General features: G+C 59.6%; 16 protein-coding genes, 1 tRNA gene, 1 other RNA gene and 3 pseudogenes. 15 read left to right on the forward strand and 6 right to left on the reverse strand.

Features of this window, described 5'->3' with window-relative positions:
- The first annotated feature begins 84 nt into the window (after nucleotides 1-84).
- Nucleotides 85-570 (forward strand): DUF6456 domain-containing protein, encoded by a 486-nt coding sequence (locus tag ACZ1GU_RS05520; RefSeq protein ID WP_472647072.1) that lies wholly within the window; start codon nucleotides 85-87, stop codon nucleotides 568-570.
- 12 nt (nucleotides 571-582) lie between these two features.
- On the opposite strand, the gene ACZ1GU_RS05525 is transcribed toward ACZ1GU_RS05520, so the two are convergent.
- From ACZ1GU_RS05525 to ACZ1GU_RS05535, 3 genes and pseudogenes are all read right to left on the reverse strand, one after another.
- Entirely contained in the window at nucleotides 583-942 is a 360-nt protein-coding gene (locus tag ACZ1GU_RS05525) for a SnoaL-like domain-containing protein (protein ID WP_472647073.1), read from the reverse strand.
- A 30-nt stretch (nucleotides 943-972) separates the two neighbouring features.
- Complete coding sequence (locus ACZ1GU_RS05530) at nucleotides 973-1,551, reverse strand: uracil-DNA glycosylase family protein (RefSeq protein WP_472647074.1); 579 nt, start codon at nucleotides 1,549-1,551, stop codon at nucleotides 973-975.
- A pseudogene (locus ACZ1GU_RS05535) lies at nucleotides 1,548-3,357 on the reverse strand (ABC-F family ATP-binding cassette domain-containing protein). Before ACZ1GU_RS05535 ends, ACZ1GU_RS05530 begins: the two are co-directional and overlap by 4 nt.
- A gap of 127 nt (nucleotides 3,358-3,484) precedes the next feature.
- On the opposite strand from ACZ1GU_RS05535, the gene ACZ1GU_RS05540 reads away from it, so the two are divergent.
- From ACZ1GU_RS05540 to ACZ1GU_RS05550, 3 genes are all read left to right on the forward strand, one after another.
- Nucleotides 3,485-3,802 (forward strand): PepSY domain-containing protein, encoded by a 318-nt coding sequence (locus ACZ1GU_RS05540; RefSeq protein WP_472648717.1) that lies wholly within the window; start codon nucleotides 3,485-3,487, stop codon nucleotides 3,800-3,802.
- 126 nt (nucleotides 3,803-3,928) lie between these two features.
- Nucleotides 3,929-4,606, forward strand: coding sequence for a response regulator transcription factor (locus tag ACZ1GU_RS05545; protein ID WP_472647075.1), 678 nt, complete (start codon nucleotides 3,929-3,931; stop codon nucleotides 4,604-4,606).
- Nucleotides 4,607-4,724: 118 nt separating this feature from the next.
- Nucleotides 4,725-6,050 (forward strand): sensor histidine kinase, encoded by a 1,326-nt coding sequence (locus ACZ1GU_RS05550; protein ID WP_472648718.1) that lies wholly within the window; start codon nucleotides 4,725-4,727, stop codon nucleotides 6,048-6,050.
- A 9-nt stretch (nucleotides 6,051-6,059) separates the two neighbouring features.
- Here ACZ1GU_RS05550 and ACZ1GU_RS05555 read toward each other — a convergent pair whose 3' ends face one another.
- Nucleotides 6,060-6,368: a chorismate mutase gene (locus ACZ1GU_RS05555; RefSeq protein ID WP_472648719.1), complete on the reverse strand. Its 309-nt coding sequence runs from the start codon at nucleotides 6,366-6,368 to the stop codon at nucleotides 6,060-6,062.
- A 65-nt stretch (nucleotides 6,369-6,433) separates the two neighbouring features.
- Here ACZ1GU_RS05555 and ACZ1GU_RS05560 point away from each other — a divergent pair, with 65 nt between their 5' ends.
- The 8 genes and pseudogenes from ACZ1GU_RS05560 (at nucleotide 6,434) to ACZ1GU_RS05595 (ending at nucleotide 15,862) form a co-directional block, all read left to right on the forward strand.
- Nucleotides 6,434-7,447, forward strand: a complete 1,014-nt coding sequence (locus ACZ1GU_RS05560) for a polyprenyl synthetase family protein (protein ID WP_472647076.1) — start codon at nucleotides 6,434-6,436, stop codon at nucleotides 7,445-7,447.
- A gap of 8 nt (nucleotides 7,448-7,455) precedes the next feature.
- Nucleotides 7,456-9,888, forward strand: a complete 2,433-nt coding sequence (hrpB, locus tag ACZ1GU_RS05565) for an ATP-dependent helicase HrpB (protein ID WP_472647077.1) — start codon at nucleotides 7,456-7,458, stop codon at nucleotides 9,886-9,888.
- A 127-nt stretch (nucleotides 9,889-10,015) separates the two neighbouring features.
- Nucleotides 10,016-10,295 (forward strand): annotated as a pseudogene (locus ACZ1GU_RS05570) (ETC complex I subunit).
- 177 nt (nucleotides 10,296-10,472) lie between these two features.
- An RNA gene (gene ffs / locus ACZ1GU_RS05575) (signal recognition particle sRNA small type) lies at nucleotides 10,473-10,567 on the forward strand.
- A gap of 59 nt (nucleotides 10,568-10,626) precedes the next feature.
- Nucleotides 10,627-12,504, forward strand: a complete 1,878-nt coding sequence (locus ACZ1GU_RS05580) for a DNA polymerase III subunit gamma/tau (RefSeq protein ID WP_472647078.1) — start codon at nucleotides 10,627-10,629, stop codon at nucleotides 12,502-12,504.
- A 4-nt stretch (nucleotides 12,505-12,508) separates the two neighbouring features.
- A complete protein-coding gene (locus ACZ1GU_RS05585) occupies nucleotides 12,509-12,850 on the forward strand; it encodes a YbaB/EbfC family nucleoid-associated protein (RefSeq protein ID WP_472647079.1) in 342 nt (113 codons plus the stop codon).
- A gap of 117 nt (nucleotides 12,851-12,967) precedes the next feature.
- The gene (gene lon, locus ACZ1GU_RS05590; protein ID WP_472647080.1) at nucleotides 12,968-15,364 is read left to right on the forward strand and encodes an endopeptidase La; all 2,397 of its coding nucleotides are present in this window, start codon (nucleotides 12,968-12,970) and stop codon (nucleotides 15,362-15,364) included.
- 224 nt (nucleotides 15,365-15,588) lie between these two features.
- Nucleotides 15,589-15,862: pseudogene (locus tag ACZ1GU_RS05595) on the forward strand (HU family DNA-binding protein).
- A gap of 124 nt (nucleotides 15,863-15,986) precedes the next feature.
- Here ACZ1GU_RS05595 and ACZ1GU_RS05600 read toward each other — a convergent pair.
- Both ACZ1GU_RS05600 and rlmB read right to left on the reverse strand, forming a co-directional pair.
- On the reverse strand, nucleotides 15,987-16,880 hold the full coding sequence (locus tag ACZ1GU_RS05600; protein ID WP_472647081.1) for a hypothetical protein: 894 nt from the start codon (nucleotides 16,878-16,880) through the stop codon (nucleotides 15,987-15,989).
- A gap of 25 nt (nucleotides 16,881-16,905) precedes the next feature.
- Nucleotides 16,906-17,694 carry a 23S rRNA (guanosine(2251)-2'-O)-methyltransferase RlmB gene (rlmB, locus tag ACZ1GU_RS05605; RefSeq protein WP_472647082.1) on the reverse strand — a complete coding sequence of 263 codons (789 nt, stop codon included), beginning with the start codon at nucleotides 17,692-17,694 and terminating at the stop codon, nucleotides 16,906-16,908.
- Nucleotides 17,695-17,829: 135 nt separating this feature from the next.
- On the opposite strand from rlmB, the gene ACZ1GU_RS05610 reads away from it, so the two are divergent.
- The 3 genes from ACZ1GU_RS05610 to ACZ1GU_RS05620 all read left to right on the forward strand — a co-directional run bounded on the left by ACZ1GU_RS05610 (nucleotide 17,830) and on the right by ACZ1GU_RS05620 (nucleotide 21,836).
- Nucleotides 17,830-17,915 (forward strand) — tRNA-Tyr (locus ACZ1GU_RS05610).
- Between the two features lie 573 nt (nucleotides 17,916-18,488).
- Entirely contained in the window at nucleotides 18,489-20,258 is a 1,770-nt protein-coding gene (locus ACZ1GU_RS05615) for a hypothetical protein (RefSeq protein WP_472647083.1), read from the forward strand.
- Between the two features lie 183 nt (nucleotides 20,259-20,441).
- Nucleotides 20,442-21,836, forward strand: a complete 1,395-nt coding sequence (locus ACZ1GU_RS05620) for a hypothetical protein (RefSeq protein WP_472647084.1) — start codon at nucleotides 20,442-20,444, stop codon at nucleotides 21,834-21,836.
- Nucleotides 21,837-21,895 lie beyond the last annotated feature (59 nt).

The following is a 21,895-nucleotide window of genomic DNA, read 5'->3' on the forward strand; positions in this document are numbered from 1 at the left end:
GAACCGATTTGGTAATTTGAACTTTCCTACACGAACCAAATTATTGCAAGTGTCATTTCGAAGCGACCCACAGGAGGGATCTGGATGAAACGGACATTGGTTGAGCGGGAATTGACGCAAGAGGGTCCGAAGCGTGAGCAGTCGCAGCACAGTTCGGCGAAGGGGAAACGCCGCTCGGTGACCGTGAATATCGGGGAGTCACCACTCAGCTGGTTGCATGCGCGCGGGCATATTTCGGGCCGGTTGCACGATGCAGGTGAAAGGCTGCGCGCAGACTATGAGCGGGCGCAATTGCCAGCCAACGTGACAATGCGGTGGGATCCAGTGCGTAGCAAAACAACCGGCGAGCAGGGGCTGTCCGCGAGCGAGAAGCAGATCGCCGCCAAGCGCCGTTTTGACGAAGCGCTAGGCCAGGCGGGCAAAGGCCTGGAAGATATTTTGTGGCGCGTGGTGTGTGCGGGCGAAGGCCTGCCCGAAGCCGAGAAAACGCTGGGCTGGCCCGCACGCAGCGGGAAGCTTGTGCTCAAACTCGCGCTCGACCGGGTCGCGGATTATTACCGCATCACATGATGCGCTTGGGAGTTACTCGGGCGCGCCTTCATAGAAGAAACGCTCCTCGGCAATCTTTCCATCTTTGACGGTGTAGATCGCGGTTTCCGATGATTGGCTTCGCTCGCCCATCATCGTAACGTCCATTGAGTAGTTCACCGCGAATTGATCCCCGACAACGTAAGGCCCGGACATCTCGAAGTCATGCATTTCGGCGTTTTCGTTCCACCATGCATGCTTTTGCAAAAGCTGCTCGCGCCCCTGCACGTGGTTCATCGGGCCATTGCCTGGCTCACGGCTGACAATGTCATCAGACCACATGGCTTGATAATCAGCTTCGCGGTCTTCCTTGACGGCGTTGAAAAAATCCTGAGCAAATTGATCGATCGACATAGAACTTCTCCCGTCTGAATTTGCGGAAGACTATAGCGAGATTATGTCAGCAACACGGCGGCGCAATTCGGGCAAGACTTGGGCCTCGAACCACCGGTTTTTGGCACTCCACATCCGCACCCGCCACGAGGGATGGGGCAGGGGGAAGAGCGGCGCAAACTCATCAAAGCGCCGTACGCGTTCGGTCAGCGACAGCTTCTTGGTTGCGGGCAAGTAGTGCGCCTGCGCATAGGACCCGACTAGCAGGATCAGGCGATTCTCAGGAAGCTGCTTGATAATGCGATCGTGCCATTGCGGCGCGCATTCCTTGCGCGGAGGCAGATCTCCGCCAGCGGTTTTGCCGGGGTAGCAAAACCCCATAGGGACAATCGCAAACTTGCTGGGATCGTAGAGTGTGTCTCGATCAACGCCGAGCCATTCGCGTAAGCGATCGCCGCTGTCATCATCCCACGGAACTCCGCTCGCATGGACCTTTGATCCGGGCGCTTGTCCGATAATCAGCACCCGGCTTGTGGCGGAGAACTGCACCACAGGACGGGGTCCGTGCGAGAGATGTTCGGCGCATAAAGTGCAGGCTGCAATCTCGCGGTGCAACGCTGTGTCGCTCATCCCTCGACTTGCTCGGCCAGCATCAGCCAGCGTTCTTCCGCCTCGTCCTTCTCCGCGCGCGCGTTCTCAATGCCCTTGGAAATCGTGGCAAAGCGTTGCGGGTCTTTGGTGAAGAGATCGGGGTCTGAAAGGATGGTCTCGCCCTTGGCTATCGCCGCTTCCAGCTCCTCGAGCCGCGCGGGCAAAATCTCGTAATCGCGCTGATCCTTGTACGAGAGTTTGTCCGATTTCGCGGGCGCTGAAGACTTGGCCGCAGGCTTCGATGCAGGTTTGGACGAAGCCTTCGTTTTGCTCGCGGTACGGCTGGCGACGCTTGCGCTCCCAATCCTCGTAGCCGCCGGCGACGATGTCGACCCGCCCGCTGCCATCCAAACCCAATGTCACGGTTACCGTGCGGTCGAGAAAGTCGCGGTCGTGGCTGACGATCAGAACCGTTCCGTCAAAGTCAGCGATCACCTCTTGCAGCAGGTCGAGCGTTTCGAGGTCGAGATCGTTGGTCGGCTCATCGAGCACAAGTAGGTTTGCTGTCCGCGCAAATTCGCGCGCCAGCAAGAGGCGCGATCGCTCACCGCCAGACAGGATTGCAACCTTCGTGTCGACGATCTTGGGGTCGAACAGGAAATCCTTGAGATAGGCCTGCACGTGTTTGCGCGCGCCGCGAACGTCGATCCAATCGCCGCCTTCAGCCAGAATATCGCGCACCGTCGCTTGTGGGCTGAGCAACTTGCGCTGCTGATCAATCATCACGCCGGTGAGCGTACGGGCATGGCTGACATTGCCGCTGTCCGGTTCCAGCTCTCCGGTCAGCAATTTGAGTAGCGTCGTTTTGCCCGCGCCGTTCGCGCCGACAATGCCGATGCGGTCGCCGCGCTGTATGCGCAGCGAGAAATTCTTGATGATGGGACGATCTTCGAAGCTTTTGCTGACCTTCTCTGCGACGATCACCGACTTTGATTTAAAGTCTTCGTCATTGGCGAGTTTCAGCTTTGCCGAGCTCGAATCGGAGATCATCGCCGCCCGCGCTGCACGCATCTGGTGCAGCTTTTCGAGCCGCCCCTGGTTGCGTTTGCGCCGCGCTGTGACGCCGCGTTCGAGCCAATGCGCCTCCAACTTCAGTTTGGCGTCGAGCTTCTCCGCCGCGCGGGCCTCTTCCGCATAAACGCTCGCTTCCCATGCTTCATAGCCGCCAAAGCCGACCTCTTTTCGCCGCAGGCTTCCACGATCGAGCCAAAGGGTCGCGCGGGTCAGGCGCTTCAGAAACGTCCGGTCGTGACTGATCGTGATGAACGCGCCTTTGTAGCGGCTGAGCCAATCCTCAAGCCAATCAATTGCGCTAAGGTCCAGATGGTTTGTTGGTTCGTCGAGCAAGAGAATATCGGGCTCCTGCGCCAACGCCCGAGCGATGGCTGCGCGGCGTCTTTCACCACCGCTTGCAGTCTCGGCGTCGCGGTCCATCGCAATCCCGAGCTGGCCCGCAATCGCTTCCACCTCGTGCGCTTGAGGGGCGTCATCGCCCGCGAGCGCAAAATCCATAAGGGTAGCGAAGCCGCTGAAATCGGGCTCTTGTTCCAGAAAGACAACGCGCGTTCCAGGCTTGATCCGGCGCTGGCCGCGATCCGCTTCGATCCGGTCGTCAATCAGTTTGAGCAGCGTCGTCTTACCGGCACCATTGCGTCCGATCAGCGCCAGCCTGTCACGCGGGGCGACATGCAGATCGATCCCGTCCGTGCCGGGACCGCCGAACAGCCAGCGTCCGCCTTGTTGCAGGCCTAAGCCTTCCCAGGAAAGAATTGGTGGTTGCGCCATAGGCTGAGCGCGGTAGGAGTTTGCCGTGTGGCGGGCAAGTGCGCAACATTCAGAAACCACTCTGAATGGCGCGCAACGGCGCTATTCACAGCGTGTTAAACGCGACGTCGGTAGATGCGGGGGCATGATGAAACGCGGACTCTCTATTTTGAGCGCTTTGGCGATTGGTGCGACAGTTGGCATTCCAGCTGCGCCTGCACAGGCGGCATATTCGCAATCGCAGTCGGACCAGAGCAGTGCTCGCAAGGAAATGAAGGCCGGCAACCAGATGTCGCTGCGCCAGATCGAGGCGCGCGTGCTCCCCCGCATGCGCGGCAGCGAATATCTCGGCCCGTCTTACGACAGCACGGCGCGCGCTTACCGTTTGAAATTCATCAAGGATGGCCGTGTGACCTTTGTCGATGTTGATGCCCGCACCGGGCGCATCATCAACCGCTCGCGCTAGCTTCAATTTAAGCAAAAAATCGGCGCAATCCGTGCGCAATTCGCAACGCTTGCTTGACGCAAATTGCGCAAAAGCGCACGACGAGCGGCGAAAGTACAACGCCACCGACCCGGGGAAACGTCACTTATGCGCATTCTGATTGTCGAAGATGAACCGACACTTGGCCAGCAATTGAAATCCACGCTCGAACAGACCGGTTATGCCGTCGATCTGTCGACCGATGGTGAAGACGGGCATTTTCTCGGCAGCACCGAAGATTATGATGCGGTGATCCTCGATCTCGGCCTGCCTGAGATCGATGGGCTTTCGGTGCTGGGCATGTGGCGCAAGGAAGGGCGGGAATTCCCCGTTCTAGTGCTAACAGCGCGTGACAGCTGGTCTGACAAGGTTGCCGGATTGGATGCGGGCGCGGACGATTATCTCGCCAAGCCATTCCAGACCGAGGAACTCATCGCTCGCCTGCGCGCGCTTATCCGCCGCGCTTCGGGCAATACTTCTTCGGAGCTGACCGCTGGCGATGTTCGGCTGGACACCAGATCTGGCCGTGTGACGCTGCAAGGAGAGCCGGTCAAATTGACTGCGCAGGAATATAAGCTGCTTAGCTATCTCATGCACCACAAGGGCAAAGTGGTCAGTCGGACCGAGTTAATCGAACACATTTATGATCAGGATTTCGATCGCGATTCGAACACGATTGAAGTGTTTGTAACGCGCATCCGCAAGAAACTTGGCGCAGAAGTGATAACAACGATCCGTGGACTCGGTTATAGCCTCGACGACCCCGCAGACGCACCAAGAGCGTGAGCCATTGGCTGCAGGCGCATCTTCGCCAGAGGGCGGAGGTGACCTTGCGGCTGATGCGCAATCGGGTGAAGTTGTCCCTTCGGGCAAGCAGCCCCATACCGGCAGTCTTGCCCGGCGCATGGCGTTTATCGCGGCGGGCTGGATTGCGGTGCTGTTGCTTGGTGGCGGTCTCGCACTTGATCGCGCGCTGACCAATCAGGTCGAGCGCAGTTTTGACGAACAACTCGAATACATTCTGACTGCGATGATCGGCGCTGCCGAGGTTCAGGCCGGCGGTGAAGTGGCGTTCAACCGCGTGCTGGGTGACCAGCGCTTCCTAGAGCCCAATAGCGGACTTTATTACCAAGTCAGCGGGGAAGGGGAGGAGCCGTGGCCATCTCGCAGCCTATGGGACCGCGTGCTGGATGTGCGCGGCGACCACTTCGACAATCAAGCGCACTTCTACAATTCGAACCAGTTTGACTATGAGCCTTTGCGCGTGGTCGAGCGTTCGATCATCCTGCCCGGGTCTGACACACAATGGTGGTTCACCGTTGCCGCTAGCCGTGAAGAACTCGACGAGGAAATCGCGGAGATCCGCGCGATCCTGTTCTGGAGTTTTGCGGTGCTCGGCCTTGGTTTGCTGCTGATGGCGATCCTTCAAATCCGCTATGGCCTCTCGCCACTGCGCCGTGTGCGCGCAGCGATCCAGAACCTGCGCACCACTGGAGCGAACCGGATCACCGAGCCGCTGCCGACCGAAGTCGAACCGCTGGTGGAAGAGTTGAATGGTTTGCTCGAGCATTCAGAAAAGCAAGCCGAGGAAGCGCGCACGCATGCGGGCAATCTTGCGCATGCATTGAAGACGCCGCTGACCGTTTTAACCAATGCCGCGACGGCCAAAGCGCCTGACCTTGGCGACGCGGTGATCCGCGAAACGCGCACGATGCAGCGCCATGTCGATCACCATCTCGCGCGCGCTCGTGCAGTCGGACGCCGCGCAGTTGGCCACGCCCGCACCAGCGTCTTTGCCAGCGCTGAGGCAGTGCGCCGCGCGGTCGAGCGACTGTATCCGCAGGCACGGATAGATGTCGCAGGGAATAAGCAGAGCAACGTCGCGATTGAACGGCAGGATCTTGACGAAATCCTTGGCAATCTCATCGAAAATGCCGCCAAATATGGTGGCGGCAGCGTCTTCGTGACGGTCGATGCCGAAGCGGATGACGACCCGCCGAGCGAGCAATGCGTCATCTGGGTGGAGGATGACGGGATGGGCATCCCCGAAGAAGAGCGCGAGCGCATCTTCGATCGCGGCGCGCGGCTGGATACTGGCAAGCCGGGCACAGGCTTAGGCCTCGCCATCGTTCGCGATGTTGCCGAGATCTACGGCGGCAGTGTCGCTATCGAGGAAAGCGAGGACTTGGGCGGTTTGCTGATCAAGCTCAGCCTGCCTCGCACCTCTTAAATTTGACTGCTAGCGCTGTTGCGCTCTCTCATGATGGCGGATCACCTCGTCGATGATGAAGCGCAGGAACTTCTCGCTAAACTCTGGGTCAAGATTGGCTTCTTCGGAGAGCGCCCGTAGCCGCTCAATCTGACGTTTCTCTCGGTCCGGATCCGCAGGGGGCAGTGTGACCTTTGCCTTATACTCGCCCACCGCCTTTGTGATGCGAAACCGCTCAGCGAGCATATGGATCAGCGCGGCATCGATATTGTCGATGCTTTTACGAAACGTCGCGAGCTGCGGATCATCAGGCTTCGAAGGATGCGTTTCATCGGACATACCTTGCAGAGTTAGCAGCAATTCTACGCTTGCCAAGCAGCCTTGGCTCGCGCAAATGCGCCTGCATGAGTGCCGAAGTGGTCCCAATGCCGCGCAAGAAGCGGCTGACGCTCGATCCGATGCTGTCATTGACCGCGAACGGAATGAACGCGGTCAACACTGTTATTCTTGAGCGGATGCAGAGCGAAATTCCGCTGATCCCGCGCCTTGCTGGTCACCTAATTTCGGGCGGCGGCAAGCGCTTGCGCCCCATGCTAACGCTCGCGGGCGCTGAACTGGTGGGTTATCAGGGCACGCGCCATCACAAGCTCGCTGCGGCTGTCGAGTTTATCCACACCGCGACTTTGCTGCACGACGATGTGGTCGATGGCAGCGAGCTTCGCCGAGGCAAGGCTGCAGCCAACATCATCTTTGGCAATCCGGCGACCGTTCTGGTCGGTGACTTCCTGTTCAGCCGCGCGTTTGAGCTGATGACCGAAGACGGCAGCCTAAAAGTGCTCAAAATTTTGAGCCATGCGAGCGCTGTGATCGCCGAGGGCGAGGTTTCGCAATTGACCGCTCAACGTCAGATCGAGACCAGCGAAGAGCGTTATCTCCACATCATCGGCGCGAAGACGGCTGCTTTGTTCGCCGCCGCAAGCCAAATCAGCGCCGTGGTCGCCGAATGCAGCGAGGAGCAAGAGCGCGCGCTTGAAGATTACGGTCGCAATCTGGGTGTGGCCTTCCAGCTCGTCGATGACGCGATCGACTACGATTCCGATGCTGCACAGATGGGCAAGGACCAGGGCGATGACTTCCGCGAAGGCAAGATGACCCTGCCGGTGATCCTCGCTTTCGCACGTGGCGACGATGACGAGCGCAAGTTCTGGAAGGCCGCGATTGGCGGTCACCGCACATCAGACGAGGATTTGGCGCACGCGATCACGCTGATCGAGAAGCACAATGCGCTTGAAGATACGCGCGAACGAGCGCGCCATTTCGCACAGCGCGCGATTGATGCGATCTCGATTTTCCCCGATGGCAAAGCGCGTGCGGCGATGGCCGAAGCGGCGCAATTTGCCGTTGCGCGGGGGTATTGAGCGGGGCTTTGGACCCTGCGCTTCCCATCCATGAGGTCATTCCCGAACTGCGCTGCGCGCTGAGCGAGCAGGGCGCTGCCGTGCTGATTGCGCCGCCGGGTGCGGGTAAGACCACCGCCGTCGCACCCGCTCTGCTCGATGAGGATTGGTGCAGTGGGCAGATAGTTCTCACCTCACCGCGCCGCGTCGCTGCACGGGCAGCGGCTGAACACATGGCACAAATGCTCGGAGAAAAGCCGGGGGAAACCATCGGCTATGCGACCCGCATGGACAGCAAGGTCTCCAAAAAGACGCGAGTGCTGGTCGTGACCGAAGGGATCTTCGTCAATCGAGTGCTCGCAGATCCCGAGCTGCCGGGCGTGTCCGCCGTCCTGTTTGACGAAGCCCATGAGCGCCATCTCGACTGCGATCTTGGGCTGGCGCTCGCGTTGGAAGCGCGCAGCGTTTTGCGCGAGGATCTGCGTGTGCTGGCCATGTCAGCGACGATTGATGGCGCGCGCTTTTCAGACCTGCTGGGCGATGAAGCGCCGGTGATCGAGAGCAAAGGACGCAGCTATCCGCTCGACATCAAATGGCTCGGCAGCAGTCCGACCCAGCCAATCGAAGCGCAAATGGTGAGCGCCATTCTGACTGCGCGCCGCGAGAACGAGGAGGGCGACATCCTCGCCTTTCTGCCAGGCGTGCGCGAGATTGAAAGAGTGCGCGAACGACTGGAAGCAAACCTTTCCTCAGATACGCCAATCCTGCCGCTGCACGGGCAGGTTGATCGGGCTAGCCAGCGCGCCGCAATCCGGCGCGATCCCGACGGGCGCAGACGAATCGTTCTTGCGAGCGCGATTGCGGAGACTTCTTTGACCCTGGACGGTGTTTCGATTGTCGTCGATTGCGGATTGGCGCGCTACGCCGAGTTCGATGCAGCGGCTGGCACTCAGCGGCTCGTCACGCGAGCGGCCAGTCGGGCGGCGGCGACCCAGCGGGCAGGGCGCGCGGCGCGGCAAGGGCCGGGCGTGGCTTATCGCTTGTGGGAAGAGGCGGGGCATAGCGGCAAGCCAGCATTCGCACCGCCCGAAATCGCCAGTTCCGATCTTGCGCCGCTTGTACTTTCGCTCGCCGCATGGGGGATACGCGACCCGGCGTCGCTGGCGTGGCTCAATCCGCCTCCCAAAGCCGCGGTTGCGAGTGCGCGCGAACGGCTGAGAGCAATGGGCGCTCTCGGCGAAGAGGGCGGCATAACCGACTGGGGCGCGACCATCGCGAAAATGCCGCTCGATCCCGTCTCCTCGGCGGCAATCTTGTTCGGCGCGCAAGCAGGCCAAGCTTTGGTGGCGGCAAAGCTGATGCTGCTTTTACAAGAGCGCGGACTTGGTGGTCGCGGAGAAGACCTTTTGCATCGGCTCTCACGCTGGGACGATGATCGCGGCCATCGCGCCAAGAGTGCGCGCAAACTGGCAGAGCGCTGGGCAAGTACGGCTGAGGGATTGGTTGGCTGTTCCAGCAACGAAGGCCAAAACCCGGCTCTCTTTTTGGCATCGGCTCGGCCTGACATGATCGCCAGAAAGCGCGACAAGAATGGCGAGCATTGGCTCTCGGCTGGAGGTTGCGGTTACGTGCTTGATCCAGCTTCGCCGCTCGCACGCGCCGAGTGGATCGTGATTGGCGATGCAAGCGGTCAGGCTAAGGGCGCACGCATTATCGCAGGCGCTGAGCTGAGGTATGGGGATGTCGAGCAAGAACTGGCTAACCAAATCAAGACGCAGAAAGCGGCGCGGTGGAACGCCAAGGAGAGCCGTGTCGAAGCACGCGTGGAACGCCGTTTGGGTGCGATCACATTGGCGAGCGGACCGGACGCTGAGCCCGACGCGCAGGCCATTGTGGATATCCTTGTGGAGAAGGCTCTGGAAAAGCTGGGGGAATTGCTGCCTTCAGAACTGATCGCGCGCGGCAGTTTCGGTGGAATTTCGGATCTCTCTCTAGAAGCGCTGAAAGAACAAGCGGAGCTCTGGCTTTTGCCACTCCTAAGCGGGCGGCGCGACCTGAACCTCTCTCCAGTCAAATATGCCGAGGCCGCGCTTGCTACGCTCGACTGGAATGAGCAGCAAAGACTCGATAGCGCAGCGCCGGCACATTTCACTTCGCCCGCCGATACGCGGCACAGAATAGACTATTCTGGCGACGATGCGCCTAGTGTTGAGGTGCGCGTCCAAGCGCTCTTTGGCCTCGATACGCACCCAATGATCGGGAGCACGCCCTTGCTGCTCAAGCTGACCAGCCCTGCAGCTCGTCCAATCCAATCCACTCGCGACCTGCCGGGCTTCTGGCGCGGTAGCTGGGCCGATGTCGCGAAGGACATGAAGGGGCGCTATCCAAAGCATCGCTGGCCCGATCAGCCGTGGACCGAAAAACCCAGCCTGAAGACGAAAAACGCCTTCAATCGAAGCTGAGTTTGGATTATTGGCGAGACAAACCGGTCGCGCAGCGACCGCAAGGCCGACTGGCCGCCGCGGCTTATGCCGTGAAAGCCAAGGCAGGCGGATGCCTGCCGCCCGGCGTCTGAGGGACTAAAAGAATATGACCGCAATTATCTATCAGCAGCCGAAAAGCGCGATGCAATCGGGCAAAGCCAAGACCGAAATGTGGGTCCTTGAATTTGAGCGTTCCGAAGCTCTGCGGCCCGATCCGCTGATGGGTTGGAGCGGCAGCGGCGACACACAGTCGCAGGTTCGGCTGACCTTCCCGGATAAGCAGGCGGTACGAGGATTACGCCGCGAAATACGGTATTCCCGCACGTGTCCACGCCACGCCTGCGAAGGGCCTCAAACTGCAAGCCTACGCTGACAATTTTAGATGATGTTTTTGCGCGGAGTTTGAACATCCGTTCAAACCTTTGGTTGCACCGCCCACTCCCCCGCCCTTCCACCCGGATTGCGTCTGGGTAAGTTCCGGGTGGAAGGGCGGGGGAGCGGGCGGCTCGGTCATCTTCGGAAAACATAGTTGAATTCTTCGCATCTCGCCGCCATATGCAGCGCCGGGAGTCGGGTGGACGTTTGCGTTCGCTCACCGGGTCAGGTCCGGAAGGAAGCAGCCCAGGTGAATTGCGACGGGTCGCTCGGCTCCTTTTTCCAACAAATCGTTCGATGATCGCAATGACAAACGCAGCCTTTGCGCGTAGCTATTCGCGCATGGGTGATTCACCAGACAACATGGATTCGCCACCTTGGGGTGGAGAGGATCAGGAAGATGATAAGCCAAGCGCTGCCGAGCTTGAGGCTGCTGGCCAGAACTCTATGTTTGGCGATCCCGAGCCAAGTCCGGAGCCAACAGCTGAAACGACCGCGGAAACACCCAAGCCAGCGACTATAACGCCGAGCGATCCTGTGGTTGAACAGCCGAAAGCTGCGGCGCCTGCCGAAACCAATCAGCCTTACCGCGTGCTGGCGCGCAAATACCGCCCGCAAACCTTCTCCGAACTGATCGGTCAGGAGCCGATGGTCCGCACGCTCGCCAATGCGATTGAGCGCGACCGATTGGCGCATGCCTTCCTGATGACCGGGGTTCGCGGGGTCGGTAAAACCTCTACCGCACGGCTGATCGCCAAAGCTCTGAACTGCATCGGTCCGGATGGCGAGGGCGGACCGACCATTGACCCGTGCGGCCAGTGCGAGCCGTGCACCGCCATCGCGCAAGGTCAGCATATAGACGTGATCGAGATGGACGCGGCCTCTCACACCGGCGTCGACGATGTGCGCGAGATCATTGAGGCGGTGCGCTATGCTGCGGTCAGCGCGCGCTACAAGATTTACATCATTGACGAGGTGCACATGCTCTCGCGCAATGCCTTCAACGCATTGCTCAAGACGCTCGAAGAGCCACCCGCGCATGTCAAATTTCTCTTCGCGACTACCGAAGTCGAAAAGCTCCCCGTTACCGTGCTCAGCCGCACGCAGCGCTTTGATTTGCGCCGTATCCCGGCTGGCATGCTGGCCGAACATTTCGGCAATGTCTGCGCGAAAGAGGGCGTTGAGGCGGAGCCAGAAGCGCTCAACATCATTGCGGGCGCAGCGGAAGGATCAGTGCGCGATGGCCTTTCGATCCTCGACCAGGCGATTGCCCACGCCGATCTGGACGGAGGTGGCAACGTCACCGGAGAGCGAGTGCGCGACATGCTCGGCCTTGCCGACAAGAGCGCGCAGCGGAAACTGCTGGAAACGCTCCTGAGCGGAGATGCGTCTGCGCTGCTCGCTGGTATTGATGAGCAATACGCGCTGGGTGTCGAGCCGCTGGCCTTGATGCGCGCGCTCATGGACCTGACGCATAAGATCACTGTCTCGCAAGTCTCTGGCGCTGAACCGGATGCTCCGACGGAGGAAGAACGCACGGCGCTTGGCAAATTCGCGACCGAACTTAGCGCTGGGCAATTGCACCGTCTGTGGCAATTGCTGCTCAAGGGGCACGAAGAGGTTCGCCAGGCCCCTGATCCGCTGGTGTCGCTGCAAATGGCGCTGCTGCGGGTCATGCACGCGGCCGACATGCCCGATCCCGGCCAGCTGGTGAAGCGGATGGAGGAGCTGGCGAAGTCTGCTCCCGGGCCTTCCGCTATGGCTCCTACGGCGTCTGACGCCGCGCCCGTCTCAGGTGACGCTACACCAGCCCCAACAGGTTCGCTAGATTGGGCTGAACTCGTGCAACAAGTCGATGATGCGGGGCAATTGCGCGTCGCTCAGATCATGCGCGACCGCATCCGGGTCATTGAACTTGCGCCCGAGCGCCTCATATTCGAACAAGCGGATAGTTTCGCAGACGATCCCGCGCCGGACATTCGCGACGCCTTGCTCAAAGTGACCGGCAAGCGCTGGTTGCTTGAGAAGGGAACGGGCGAGGCGCAACCGAGCTTGCGCGAACAGGCCGATGCTGAGCGCAATGCTGCGGCTGAACGTGTGCGATCTGATCCACTGGTGAAGGCAGCCTTCGAGGCATTCCCCAATGCCGAACTGCTCGACCCGCACGACAATTCCACCCCCAGTGCCTTGCGCGCCGGCGGTGACAAATGGAGCCGATAGACCGATGAAATCGATGGAAGAAATGATGCAGGCCGCACAGAAAGCGGTAGAGACGATTCAGACCCAGATGAATGACATGCAGGTCAAACTCGACAATATCGAGGTTGAAGGTCAGGCGGGCGGCGGTCTGGTCAAAGTGAAGGCGACTGCAAAGGGCCGAATTATCAAGGTTGATATCGACGACAGCTTGATGAAGCCTGAAGAAAAAAACATCGTTGAAGATCTGGTGACCGCCGCGTTCAATGATGCGCGCGACAAGGCTGACCGGGTCTCGGCAGAGCAAATGAAGGAAATGCAGGGCGGAATGGGCCTGCCCCCAGGTTTCAACCTACCCGGTATGGGATAATAGCCGAGCGTTTCCATACCGCTAAAATACCAGCCATTGCGGGCTGCGGCACGCCTTCCCATATCTTGTGACAAAGGCGCGCATTGAGCCGCCAGATCAATCTAGACGGCAGTACAAATGACACAGCATTTTCCTCTCCTTCCCTTGCGCGACATCGTCGTGTTTCCCGGCATGGTCGTGCCGCTTTTCGTTGGGCGCGAGAAATCGGTTGCGGCGCTCGAAGCAGCGATGGAAGCCAGCAAGGATATCTTCCTGCTCGCCCAGCTTGATCCCGCGTGCGACGATCCTGGCGAAGACGATCTCTATGACGTTGGTGTGGTCGCGCAGGTGCTTCAACTTTTGAAGTTGCCAGACGGCACGGTCCGCGTGTTGGTCGAGGGTACGCACCGCGCGAAGCTCGAAATGTCGCGGCTGGAAGACGACTATGTGCTCGCCAGCGTTGCGCTGGAAGAGCCCGAGACGGTCAGCGGCAGCGAAGTCACCGCGCTGATGCGCCAAGTCATCGACCAGTTCGGTGAATATGCGAAGCTCAACAAGAAGCTCGGCGACGACTCCGACATCGATCTATCCGAGGTCGATGACGCGGGCGAACTCGCTGATACGATTGCCGCCGCGATCAATGCGAAGGTCTCTGACAAGCAAGCCCTGTTGACCGAAGCCAATCCCTTGAAGCGGCTCGAAATGGTCATGTCTTTCATGGATGGCGAGCTTTCGGTCCTGCAGGTCGAGCGCAAGATCCGCGGTCGCGTGAAGCGCCAGATGGAGAAGACCCAGCGCGAGTATTATCTCAATGAGCAACTGAAGGCGATCCAGAGCGAGCTTGGCGGTGGCGACGGCGAGGACGGCGATGAGATCGCCGAGCTGACCGAAAAGATCGAAAAGACCAAGCTGTCAAAAGAGGCCAAGACGAAGGCTAATGCTGAGCTGAAAAAGCTCAAGGGCATGCAGCCGATGAGCGCTGAGGCGACGGTCGTGCGCAACTATCTCGATGTGCTGCTGGGCCTGCCGTGGGGTAAGAAATCGAAGCTCAAAAAGGACATTGCGAAGGCGCAGGAAGTGCTAGATGCCGATCACTATGGCCTCGAAAAGGTCAAAGATCGGATCATCGAATATCTCGCCGTGCAGGCGCGCACCAACAAGCTGAAAGGTCCGATACTGTGCCTCGTCGGCCCTCCCGGCGTGGGTAAGACTTCACTCGGCAAAAGCATTGCCAAGGCGACGGGCCGCGAGTTTGTGCGCCAGTCACTCGGCGGCGTTCGCGATGAGGCCGAGATCCGTGGTCATCGCCGGACATATATCGGTTCGATGCCCGGCAAGATCGTCAACAATTTGAAGAAGGCGGGAAGCAGCAATCCGTTGTTCCTGCTCGATGAGATCGACAAGCTGGGTCAGGACTTCCGTGGCGATCCGGCGAGCGCCTTGCTTGAGGTGCTCGACCCTGAGCAAAACGACAAATTCCAGGATCACTATCTCGAACTCGATATCGACCTCAGCGACATCATGTTCGTGACTACCGCTAACTCGCTGAACCTTCCTCAGCCGCTGCTCGACCGGATGGAGATCATCCGTCTTGAGGGGTACACCGAGGATGAGAAGGTCGAGATCGCGATGCGGCATTTGCTGCCAAAGCAGATCAAGGAACACGGTCTGAAGGATGACGAGTTCGAGCTGACCGAAGAGGGTCTGCGCGACCTGATCCGGTATTACACCCGCGAAGCTGGGGTACGGACGCTTGAACGCGAAATCGCGCGACTTGCTCGCAAGAGCCTTCGCAAGATCCTCGAGAAAGAAGAAACCTCGATCACGATTACGCCTGACAACCTTGGCGACTTCGCTGGCGTGCGCAAATTCAAGCACGGCATGTCAGAGGAAGAGGCCCAGGTCGGTGCGGTCACGGGTCTTGCATGGACATCGGTTGGCGGCGAATTGCTGACCATCGAGAGCGTAACAACGCCGGGCAAAGGCGAGGTGAAAACCACGGGCAAGCTTGGCGAGGTGATGAATGAGAGTGTCGCAGCAGCCTTCAGCTTCGTGAAAGCGCGCGCTCCTGCTTACGGGATCAAGCCGTCGATCTTCCAGCGCAAGAACATCCACATTCACTTGCCCGAAGGTGCGGTGCCAAAGGATGGGCCGAGCGCCGGTATCGGCATGGTGACGTCGATAGTCTCGACTTTGTCGGGAGTCGCCGTTCGCCCCGATATCGCGATGACGGGTGAAGTCACACTGCGCGGTCGTGTGCTCGCTATTGGTGGCCTCAAAGAGAAGCTACTCGCGGCGTTGAGAGGCGGGATCAAGACAGTCCTCATCCCGGAAGAGAACGTAAAGGATCTGGTCGAAATCCCCGACAAGGTTAAGGACGGTCTCGAGATCCTTCCGGTCGCGCATGTCGATCAGGTTTTGGAGCAGGCGCTTGTCGAAGCGCCGGAACCGATTGAATGGACCGAAGCGGACGATCTGGCGAGCCAGCCAAGCCCGTCGACGCCTCCCGGTTCGGGAACCGCAACCGCGCATTAAGGTAGCGACAAATTGTAGAAACGCGACAAGTGGCGGCGGGCCTAGCCTGCCTATGCTCATTGATCCTTATCGTTTCGTCGCAAATGCAAAAGAATTGTCCGAAAATGGCGCTTTTCCGCGCGATTTGCCTTTGACAGCGGTGCTAAAAAAGTCTCTCTTGCGCGCTTTCGGAGAGGCGATTCACCGAGACACACTTTAGCAAATCGAATGAGGGGGTTCCCAGAATGAACAAGAACGATCTGATCAGTGCAGTTGCCGAGACAAGCGGCCTTTCAAAAAGTGATTCTGCGACCGCAGTTGAGAGCGTGTTCGAGACAATCACAAAGTCGCTGTCTAAAGGCGACGAAGTTCGACTGATCGGTTTCGGTACGTTTTCTGTTGCCAAGCGCAAGGCTTCGACCGTACCGTAACCCGCGCACCGGCGAGCCGATGAATATCCCCGCATCGACGCAGCCAAAGTTCAAGGCCGGCAAAGGCCTCAAGGACGCCGTAAACTAAGACTGATTTCTGGCTGGCGCATCGCCTCAGCGCCGCCGACAATTAGAGAAAACCCCGCTGGAGCGATCCGGCGGGGTTTTTCTATTTGCACTTCTGCGTCTGTAGTCAGCGGCTCTAGCGGGCCTCACTGTGACATTCTGATGAGCGCTGTCGGTGCAGACTTGGTGCGCGGCGAAACATCCCAACTAAGGGTGAGAGGACCGTCTGGATCACTCGCCTCTGCAATCGGACCACCATCAGTGTTGTTCGCCAGGATGGCACCATCGGTGACGATTGAAAACGTGCCTTCAATCACAGGCACATTAGGCATCCCTTTGATAGGATTGTCCGATCCGCTCGATCCAATCGATGCGAGCCCAGCCATAGCAGCTGTACCACCCATCATGCTCGCCATTGGATTGTTCTCGTTTTGCGCGGCAAATCCGGGTGCGTTGACCCGCACCACATTTTCATCGCGCAAGACGATCTCGACAAAGGGGTTGGTCAGCGGAATGCCTTCGATGATCGGGAAGATGAAGTCGTGGCTCAACGAGCCAGACACAGAGTAAGACACGTCAAACACGCCGTCGCCCTTGTCCTCGACCCGGTTCCAACCTTTGTGGCGAAGCAGCAGCTGGCGCAGTTCCTCGACCGCTTCCGGATCGGTCGGATCCACGCCGCCCAGCATGGCTGACATCTCTTTCGCTTCCTTTTTCGCCTCGGCTGCGCGTTGCTCTGCATTGGCATCCCATTCGGCGCGCTGCTCAGCAATCTCCGCCTCAGTGCATTCGCGATCTTCGAAGGTCTCTTCGTTGAAGCAATCAGCCGTAAATTCCTCAGCCGCTGCGCCCATTTCGGCAAGGCCTGAAAGGCCAAGGAAGAAGATTTCGCCTTCATAGGTGAAGGTGAAGCTATCCTCTCCGGTCAGCTGCAATTCGGAAGTGAACTTGCCTGGTGCAACCAGACAGCCGGTCAGAAGAATTGAGAAGCCTGCCAGCAATGCCGCAGCTTTTAAGCGAATGGGTGTGAATTTGGTCATGAAGTGATCCCCTGTGGCTGAGATATCAGCGTGTTGCGACGGCGTATAGCGCAATTGCAGCTGCGTTTGAAACATTGAGACTTTCGATGGCGGAGGTGATGGGAAGCCGGGCCAATGCATCGCAATGCCCTTCAATATTGTGGCGCATCCCTTCGCCCTCCGCACCAAGCACCAGCGCAACTGGGCCAGCTGGCAGCGCTTCGCCCAGTGTTGCGTCGGCCTCTCCGGTCAACCCGATACGCCAGTAGCCCGCCTCGGCCAGCTCATCCAAGGCCCGGGCGAGATTGACGACGCGCACCCAAGGGACGGTTTCCAAAGCGCCTGAGGCTGATTTCGCAAGCACGCCGGATTCGGGCGGCGCGTGACGGTCTTGTGTCACGACTGCGGTCGCTCCAAACGCCGCTGCCGAGCGCAGGATCGCGCCCACATTGTGCGGGTCTGTGACTTGATCGAGGATCACAATCGGCTGGCTGGCGTCACCGGTTGCAATCTCATCGAGGAACACCGTGTCGAGCGGTTCGCATTCTAGCACCAGCCCCTGATGCGGCGCGTCCTTGGCGACCAAACGCGCAAGATCGGTCACTTCGGCATATTCGAGCGGGAAGTCAGACGGCAGCTCGCCATCGAGGCTATCGATCCCCTCGCGCGTGGCCCACAGCTTGCGGTGCTTTCGCGCCGGGTTCTTGAGCGCCGCTTCGACCGGATGGCGACCCCACAGGCGTGTATGGCCTGCGGTGCCTTTACCGGAACCACGCCCACCCTTCATTCGACCCGCGCGCCCGCGCAGCGCCTTTTTGCGTTCACCCTTTGCCATTTCACGTCCCTAAAACTGAGCTTTGTTTGTCCCCCTGCCACTCGCCCCATTGACAGGCAAGCGCCGCTTCGCCATTGGGGCGCGTCTCGGCATGAGGAGCCCGCAAGGGCACGCTCATTTTCCCGCAAGCGATGTGGACAGGTGGCCGAGTGGTTAAAGGCAGCAGACTGTAAATCTGCCCGCGCAAGCGTACGCTGGTTCGAATCCAGCCCTGTCCACCATTGCTTACCTTTCGGATGAACCAGCGTGTGCTATCGCGCCAGCGATGGCCGCTGGGTCGGATTCGGAGCGAAGCGGAGAAGGCGGCCCCGCCGCCAATCCAGCCCTGTCGACCACCTGCTTGCGTTTCTGGTCGCGCTTCCGCTTTGCTACTTGAGCGCGTCATGTCGCGGTCCAACTGACGCTGTTTGAGAGACAGGCAAGGCATGTCACTCGCTTCACCGACGGCCAGCCACACTTGGACCGGATGTTACACGGTCTTGGCGCTAAACTTTTCCGACATGGGCGGAGCCGAATGGGACAGTTCGAGCTGATCCAAGTAATTGATTCAAAACGTGTCATGAACTTGCGAATACGCACTGGGGCGCATGGAGGAAAAGCGCCGCCCTATCTTTCGTCGCAAATCTTCAAGCCATTTGACGACTTTCTACAATCAATTTCTCCCATCAGGATTATCTTGCGAGGCCTCATGCAAGGGGGAGTCAAATAGATCCGGCGCAATGTGATTGAATAAGATCGGATCAGAGGGCCGCTTGCACGCCTCCCTTTTTCAAAAATGAAGAAGGGAAATACACATGAAAAAGTCACTTTTGTTTTCGACCGTTCTTTCAGCCGCGGTCGGCATCTATGTGCTCGCGGCACCACAGCAGGTCCAGGCTCAATCTTGCCTGCTTGACACCAATGACGATGGCAATGCCGACAGCAATGTGGACACAGATGGCAATGCAAGTACGGTTGAATCTCAGGATACCTCTTGCGGCGTAAGTTCTGTCGCAGACGGTGAAAATGCCAATGGTGATGGTGCAACAGCTTACGGCGATTTTGCCCGCGCGCGCGGCCCGGGAACACTGGCGATTGGCAATGACGTCTTGGCTGACGGTATCGGAGCAGTGGCAGTCGGTGGCGATTCTGATAGCAACGGCGCTGACCGAGTTACGAGTGCGACTGGAAATGGTGCCTCTGCATTCGGTAACGGTGCAGGTGCGACTGCGCTTAACGCGACAGCTCTGGGCTACAACACTCTGGCGAGCGGCACTGGGTCCGTGGCCATTGGCAATAGCGCTAGTGCCGCAGTCAGCGCCTCTTTGGCTATCGGGCAAAATGCTTCCACGTTGAACGGCGGCGCGATTGCTATCGGAAACGCTACGACCGCAGAGGGTACTCAATCGGTCGCAGTTGGACGCAATGTGTCAACGGATGGCTTCGATGCGGTAGCACTTGGTGCCGTTGGGTCGGCAACCGGATCTTTTGCGATCGGTATTGGTGGCCAATTCAATGCGAATGGTAACAATGCGATTGCAATAGGCGGTAACGCTCGATCACAGGCCGAAGATGCGGTCGCAATTGGTGGCTCGGCAACGGCTGATGCAGTCGGAGCGATTGCATTCGGCGCAGGCAGCGATGCCAACGGTGTAGCATCTATCGCCATTGGCGCAGATGGCGCAGATACGGATTCTCTGGGTGCACAAGCGACAGCTGACAGGGCATCGGCCTTTGGTGCAGATGCCTTGGCCGAGGGCGAGGACTCGACTGCAATTGGCAGCGGCACCCGGGCAAGCGCTTTGCGCAGCGCCGCCTTTGGACGCGGATCGCGCGCGCTCGCAACCAGTACCACCGCAGTCGGTGATACGGCCTTTGCCACGGCAGGCCGGGCGACAGCGATCGGGCAGCGGGCCAATGCGTTTGGCGGTCGGTCAACAGCGGTTGGTTTTGATACTGACGCCGCCGCGAATGCGACTGCCGTGGGTGACACGGCAGCAGCGACAGGAGTTGGGTCGACAGCAGTTGGCTTCCGCGCCAGTGCAGACAACTCCAATTCGACCGCAATCGGAGCCAACGCGACAACCACGGCCGCCAACCAGGTGACAATCGGCGGCACAGGCTCAAGCGTAAGGATTGGCGACATCGACGCTTCGACCGCCGCTCAGGTTGGTCCGGTGGATGCAGTAACGGTCGACGCCAATGGCACTTTGGGCCGTCAATCGGTTGCCACGGCTGCCTCGGTCAACAATGTCCGTGTTGCGCTCAATGCCTTCTCGCAGGTCAGCACGGCGCAGTTCGATGCGCTCAGCACGCGGGTCGACGACCTAAACTTCCGTCTGGAAGACCTTGACGAGAGCACGCGCGGCGGGATCGCGGCGGCAGCGGCTATCGGCAGCGCCATAGCAATGCCGGACAAGTCGTTCACGATTTCTGGCAACATCGCGACGTATCGTGGTGAGCAAGGCTTTGCCGCGAGCATCACGGGGCGCGTGAATGACAGTTTTGCCATTGGCGCGGGCATTGCGGGCAACACCGGCGATGGCGCGGTCGTCGCTCAAGCGGGCGTGGCCTTAGGCTTCTAAGCCGCAAAACCTGGCCTTGTGGCGGCATTTTGGCAATGTCGATTCAATGCAAGCATCTTGCCGAAATGCCGCTACAGTCCTGCCCCTGTGGGGAGGTGGGCCCGATAGGTCATTTGTTTCTGAAAAATGCGATAGCGAGCCGCTGACAGCCTCCCTTTCTTGACGGGAAGAAGGGGAATGAAAATGATTAACCCAAGACTGCTTATCGGCGTAGCGGGTGTTGCCTTGGCCGGTGCTCTAATTATCGCACCGCAAGACGCCGGGGCCGAGGCCTGCCTGCTCGACACCAATGAAGATGGCAATGCCGACAGCAATGTCGACACGACCGGCGGCGCGGTTTCCGATGATGGCAATAACGAGCTCGCCTGCGGCGTCGGCGCGAATGCGAGTGGGAGCAATAGCACCTCAGTCGGCGCAAGCTCGGTTGCGCAGGGACCTTCTTCTACTGCGGTTGGGTTTGACTCGCTCGCGTTCCAAACGAACAGCTCAGCTCTGGGGGTTTCGGCGACGGCCGCGGGTGTGGACAGCACTGCCGTAGGACAGGGATCTTCAGCAGTAAGCGATGGTTCGTCGGCGTTTGGTCAAAGCGCAAGTGCGACTGGGATCGGTTCGGTTGCAATAGGTATACAGGCAAACACCAGCGAAGACTGGGCGATTGCTATCGGCGCTGATACCGAGGCCACCGGAATAGCTTCCATCGCCATTGGTGGTGACGGTGCGGATGGGGGTACGCTGGGCGCGCAGGCCTTGGGTGTGCAGGCAACGGCATTGGGCGCGGACGCGTTGGCAGAGGCTGACGAAGCGACAGCCATCGGCAGCGGAACCCGAGCTGCCGCGCTGCGAAGCGCGGCCTTTGGTCGCGGATCGCGCGCGCTCGCAACGAGCTCGACGGCGGTCGGCGACACTGCCTTTGCTCTGGGCGGACGCGCCACAGCAATTGGTCAGCGCGCCAATGCATTCGGAGGACGGTCGACCGCGGTTGGCTTTGACACCGATGCAGGAGCCAATGCTACGGCTGTGGGCGACACGGCCAATGCCAGCGGTGTTGGCTCGACAGCGGTCGGCTTCCGCGCAACTGTCACGCACGCCAATTCGACAGCGGTCGGCGCGAACGCGACCACAACAGCTGACAGTCAAGTAACCCTTGGAGGCACGGGCTCAAGCGTGAGGATTGGCGACATCGACGCGAGCACCGCCGCGCAGGTTGGCCCGGTTGATGCGGTGACCGTCGATGCGAACGGCACGCTCGGCCGCCAGAGCGTCGCCACCGCCGCCTCGGTCGACAATGTCCGCGTGGCGCTCAACGCGTTCTCGCAAGTGTCGACCGCGCAGTTCGACGCTCTGGCAGGGCGCGTTCAAGACCTCGACTTCCGCTTGCAGGACTTGGATGAAAGCACCAGCGGAGGCATCGCCGCAGCCATGGCGATGGGCGGTGCGCCAATTGTGCCGGGCAAGAACATCTCGATGACGGTCGCGGTACGCAACCTATCGCGGGGAGCAAGCGTTTGCCGGATCGCTGACGGGCCGCGTCTCGGACAGTTTCTACATCTCCGCCAGTGTCAGCGGGAACACTGGTGATGACAGCGTCGGTGCACGCGTCGCGGGGACAATAGGGTTCTGATCGCCGCGCAGGGCAG

The sequence above is a fragment of the Erythrobacter sp. HA7-11 genome, assembly GCF_055693605.1.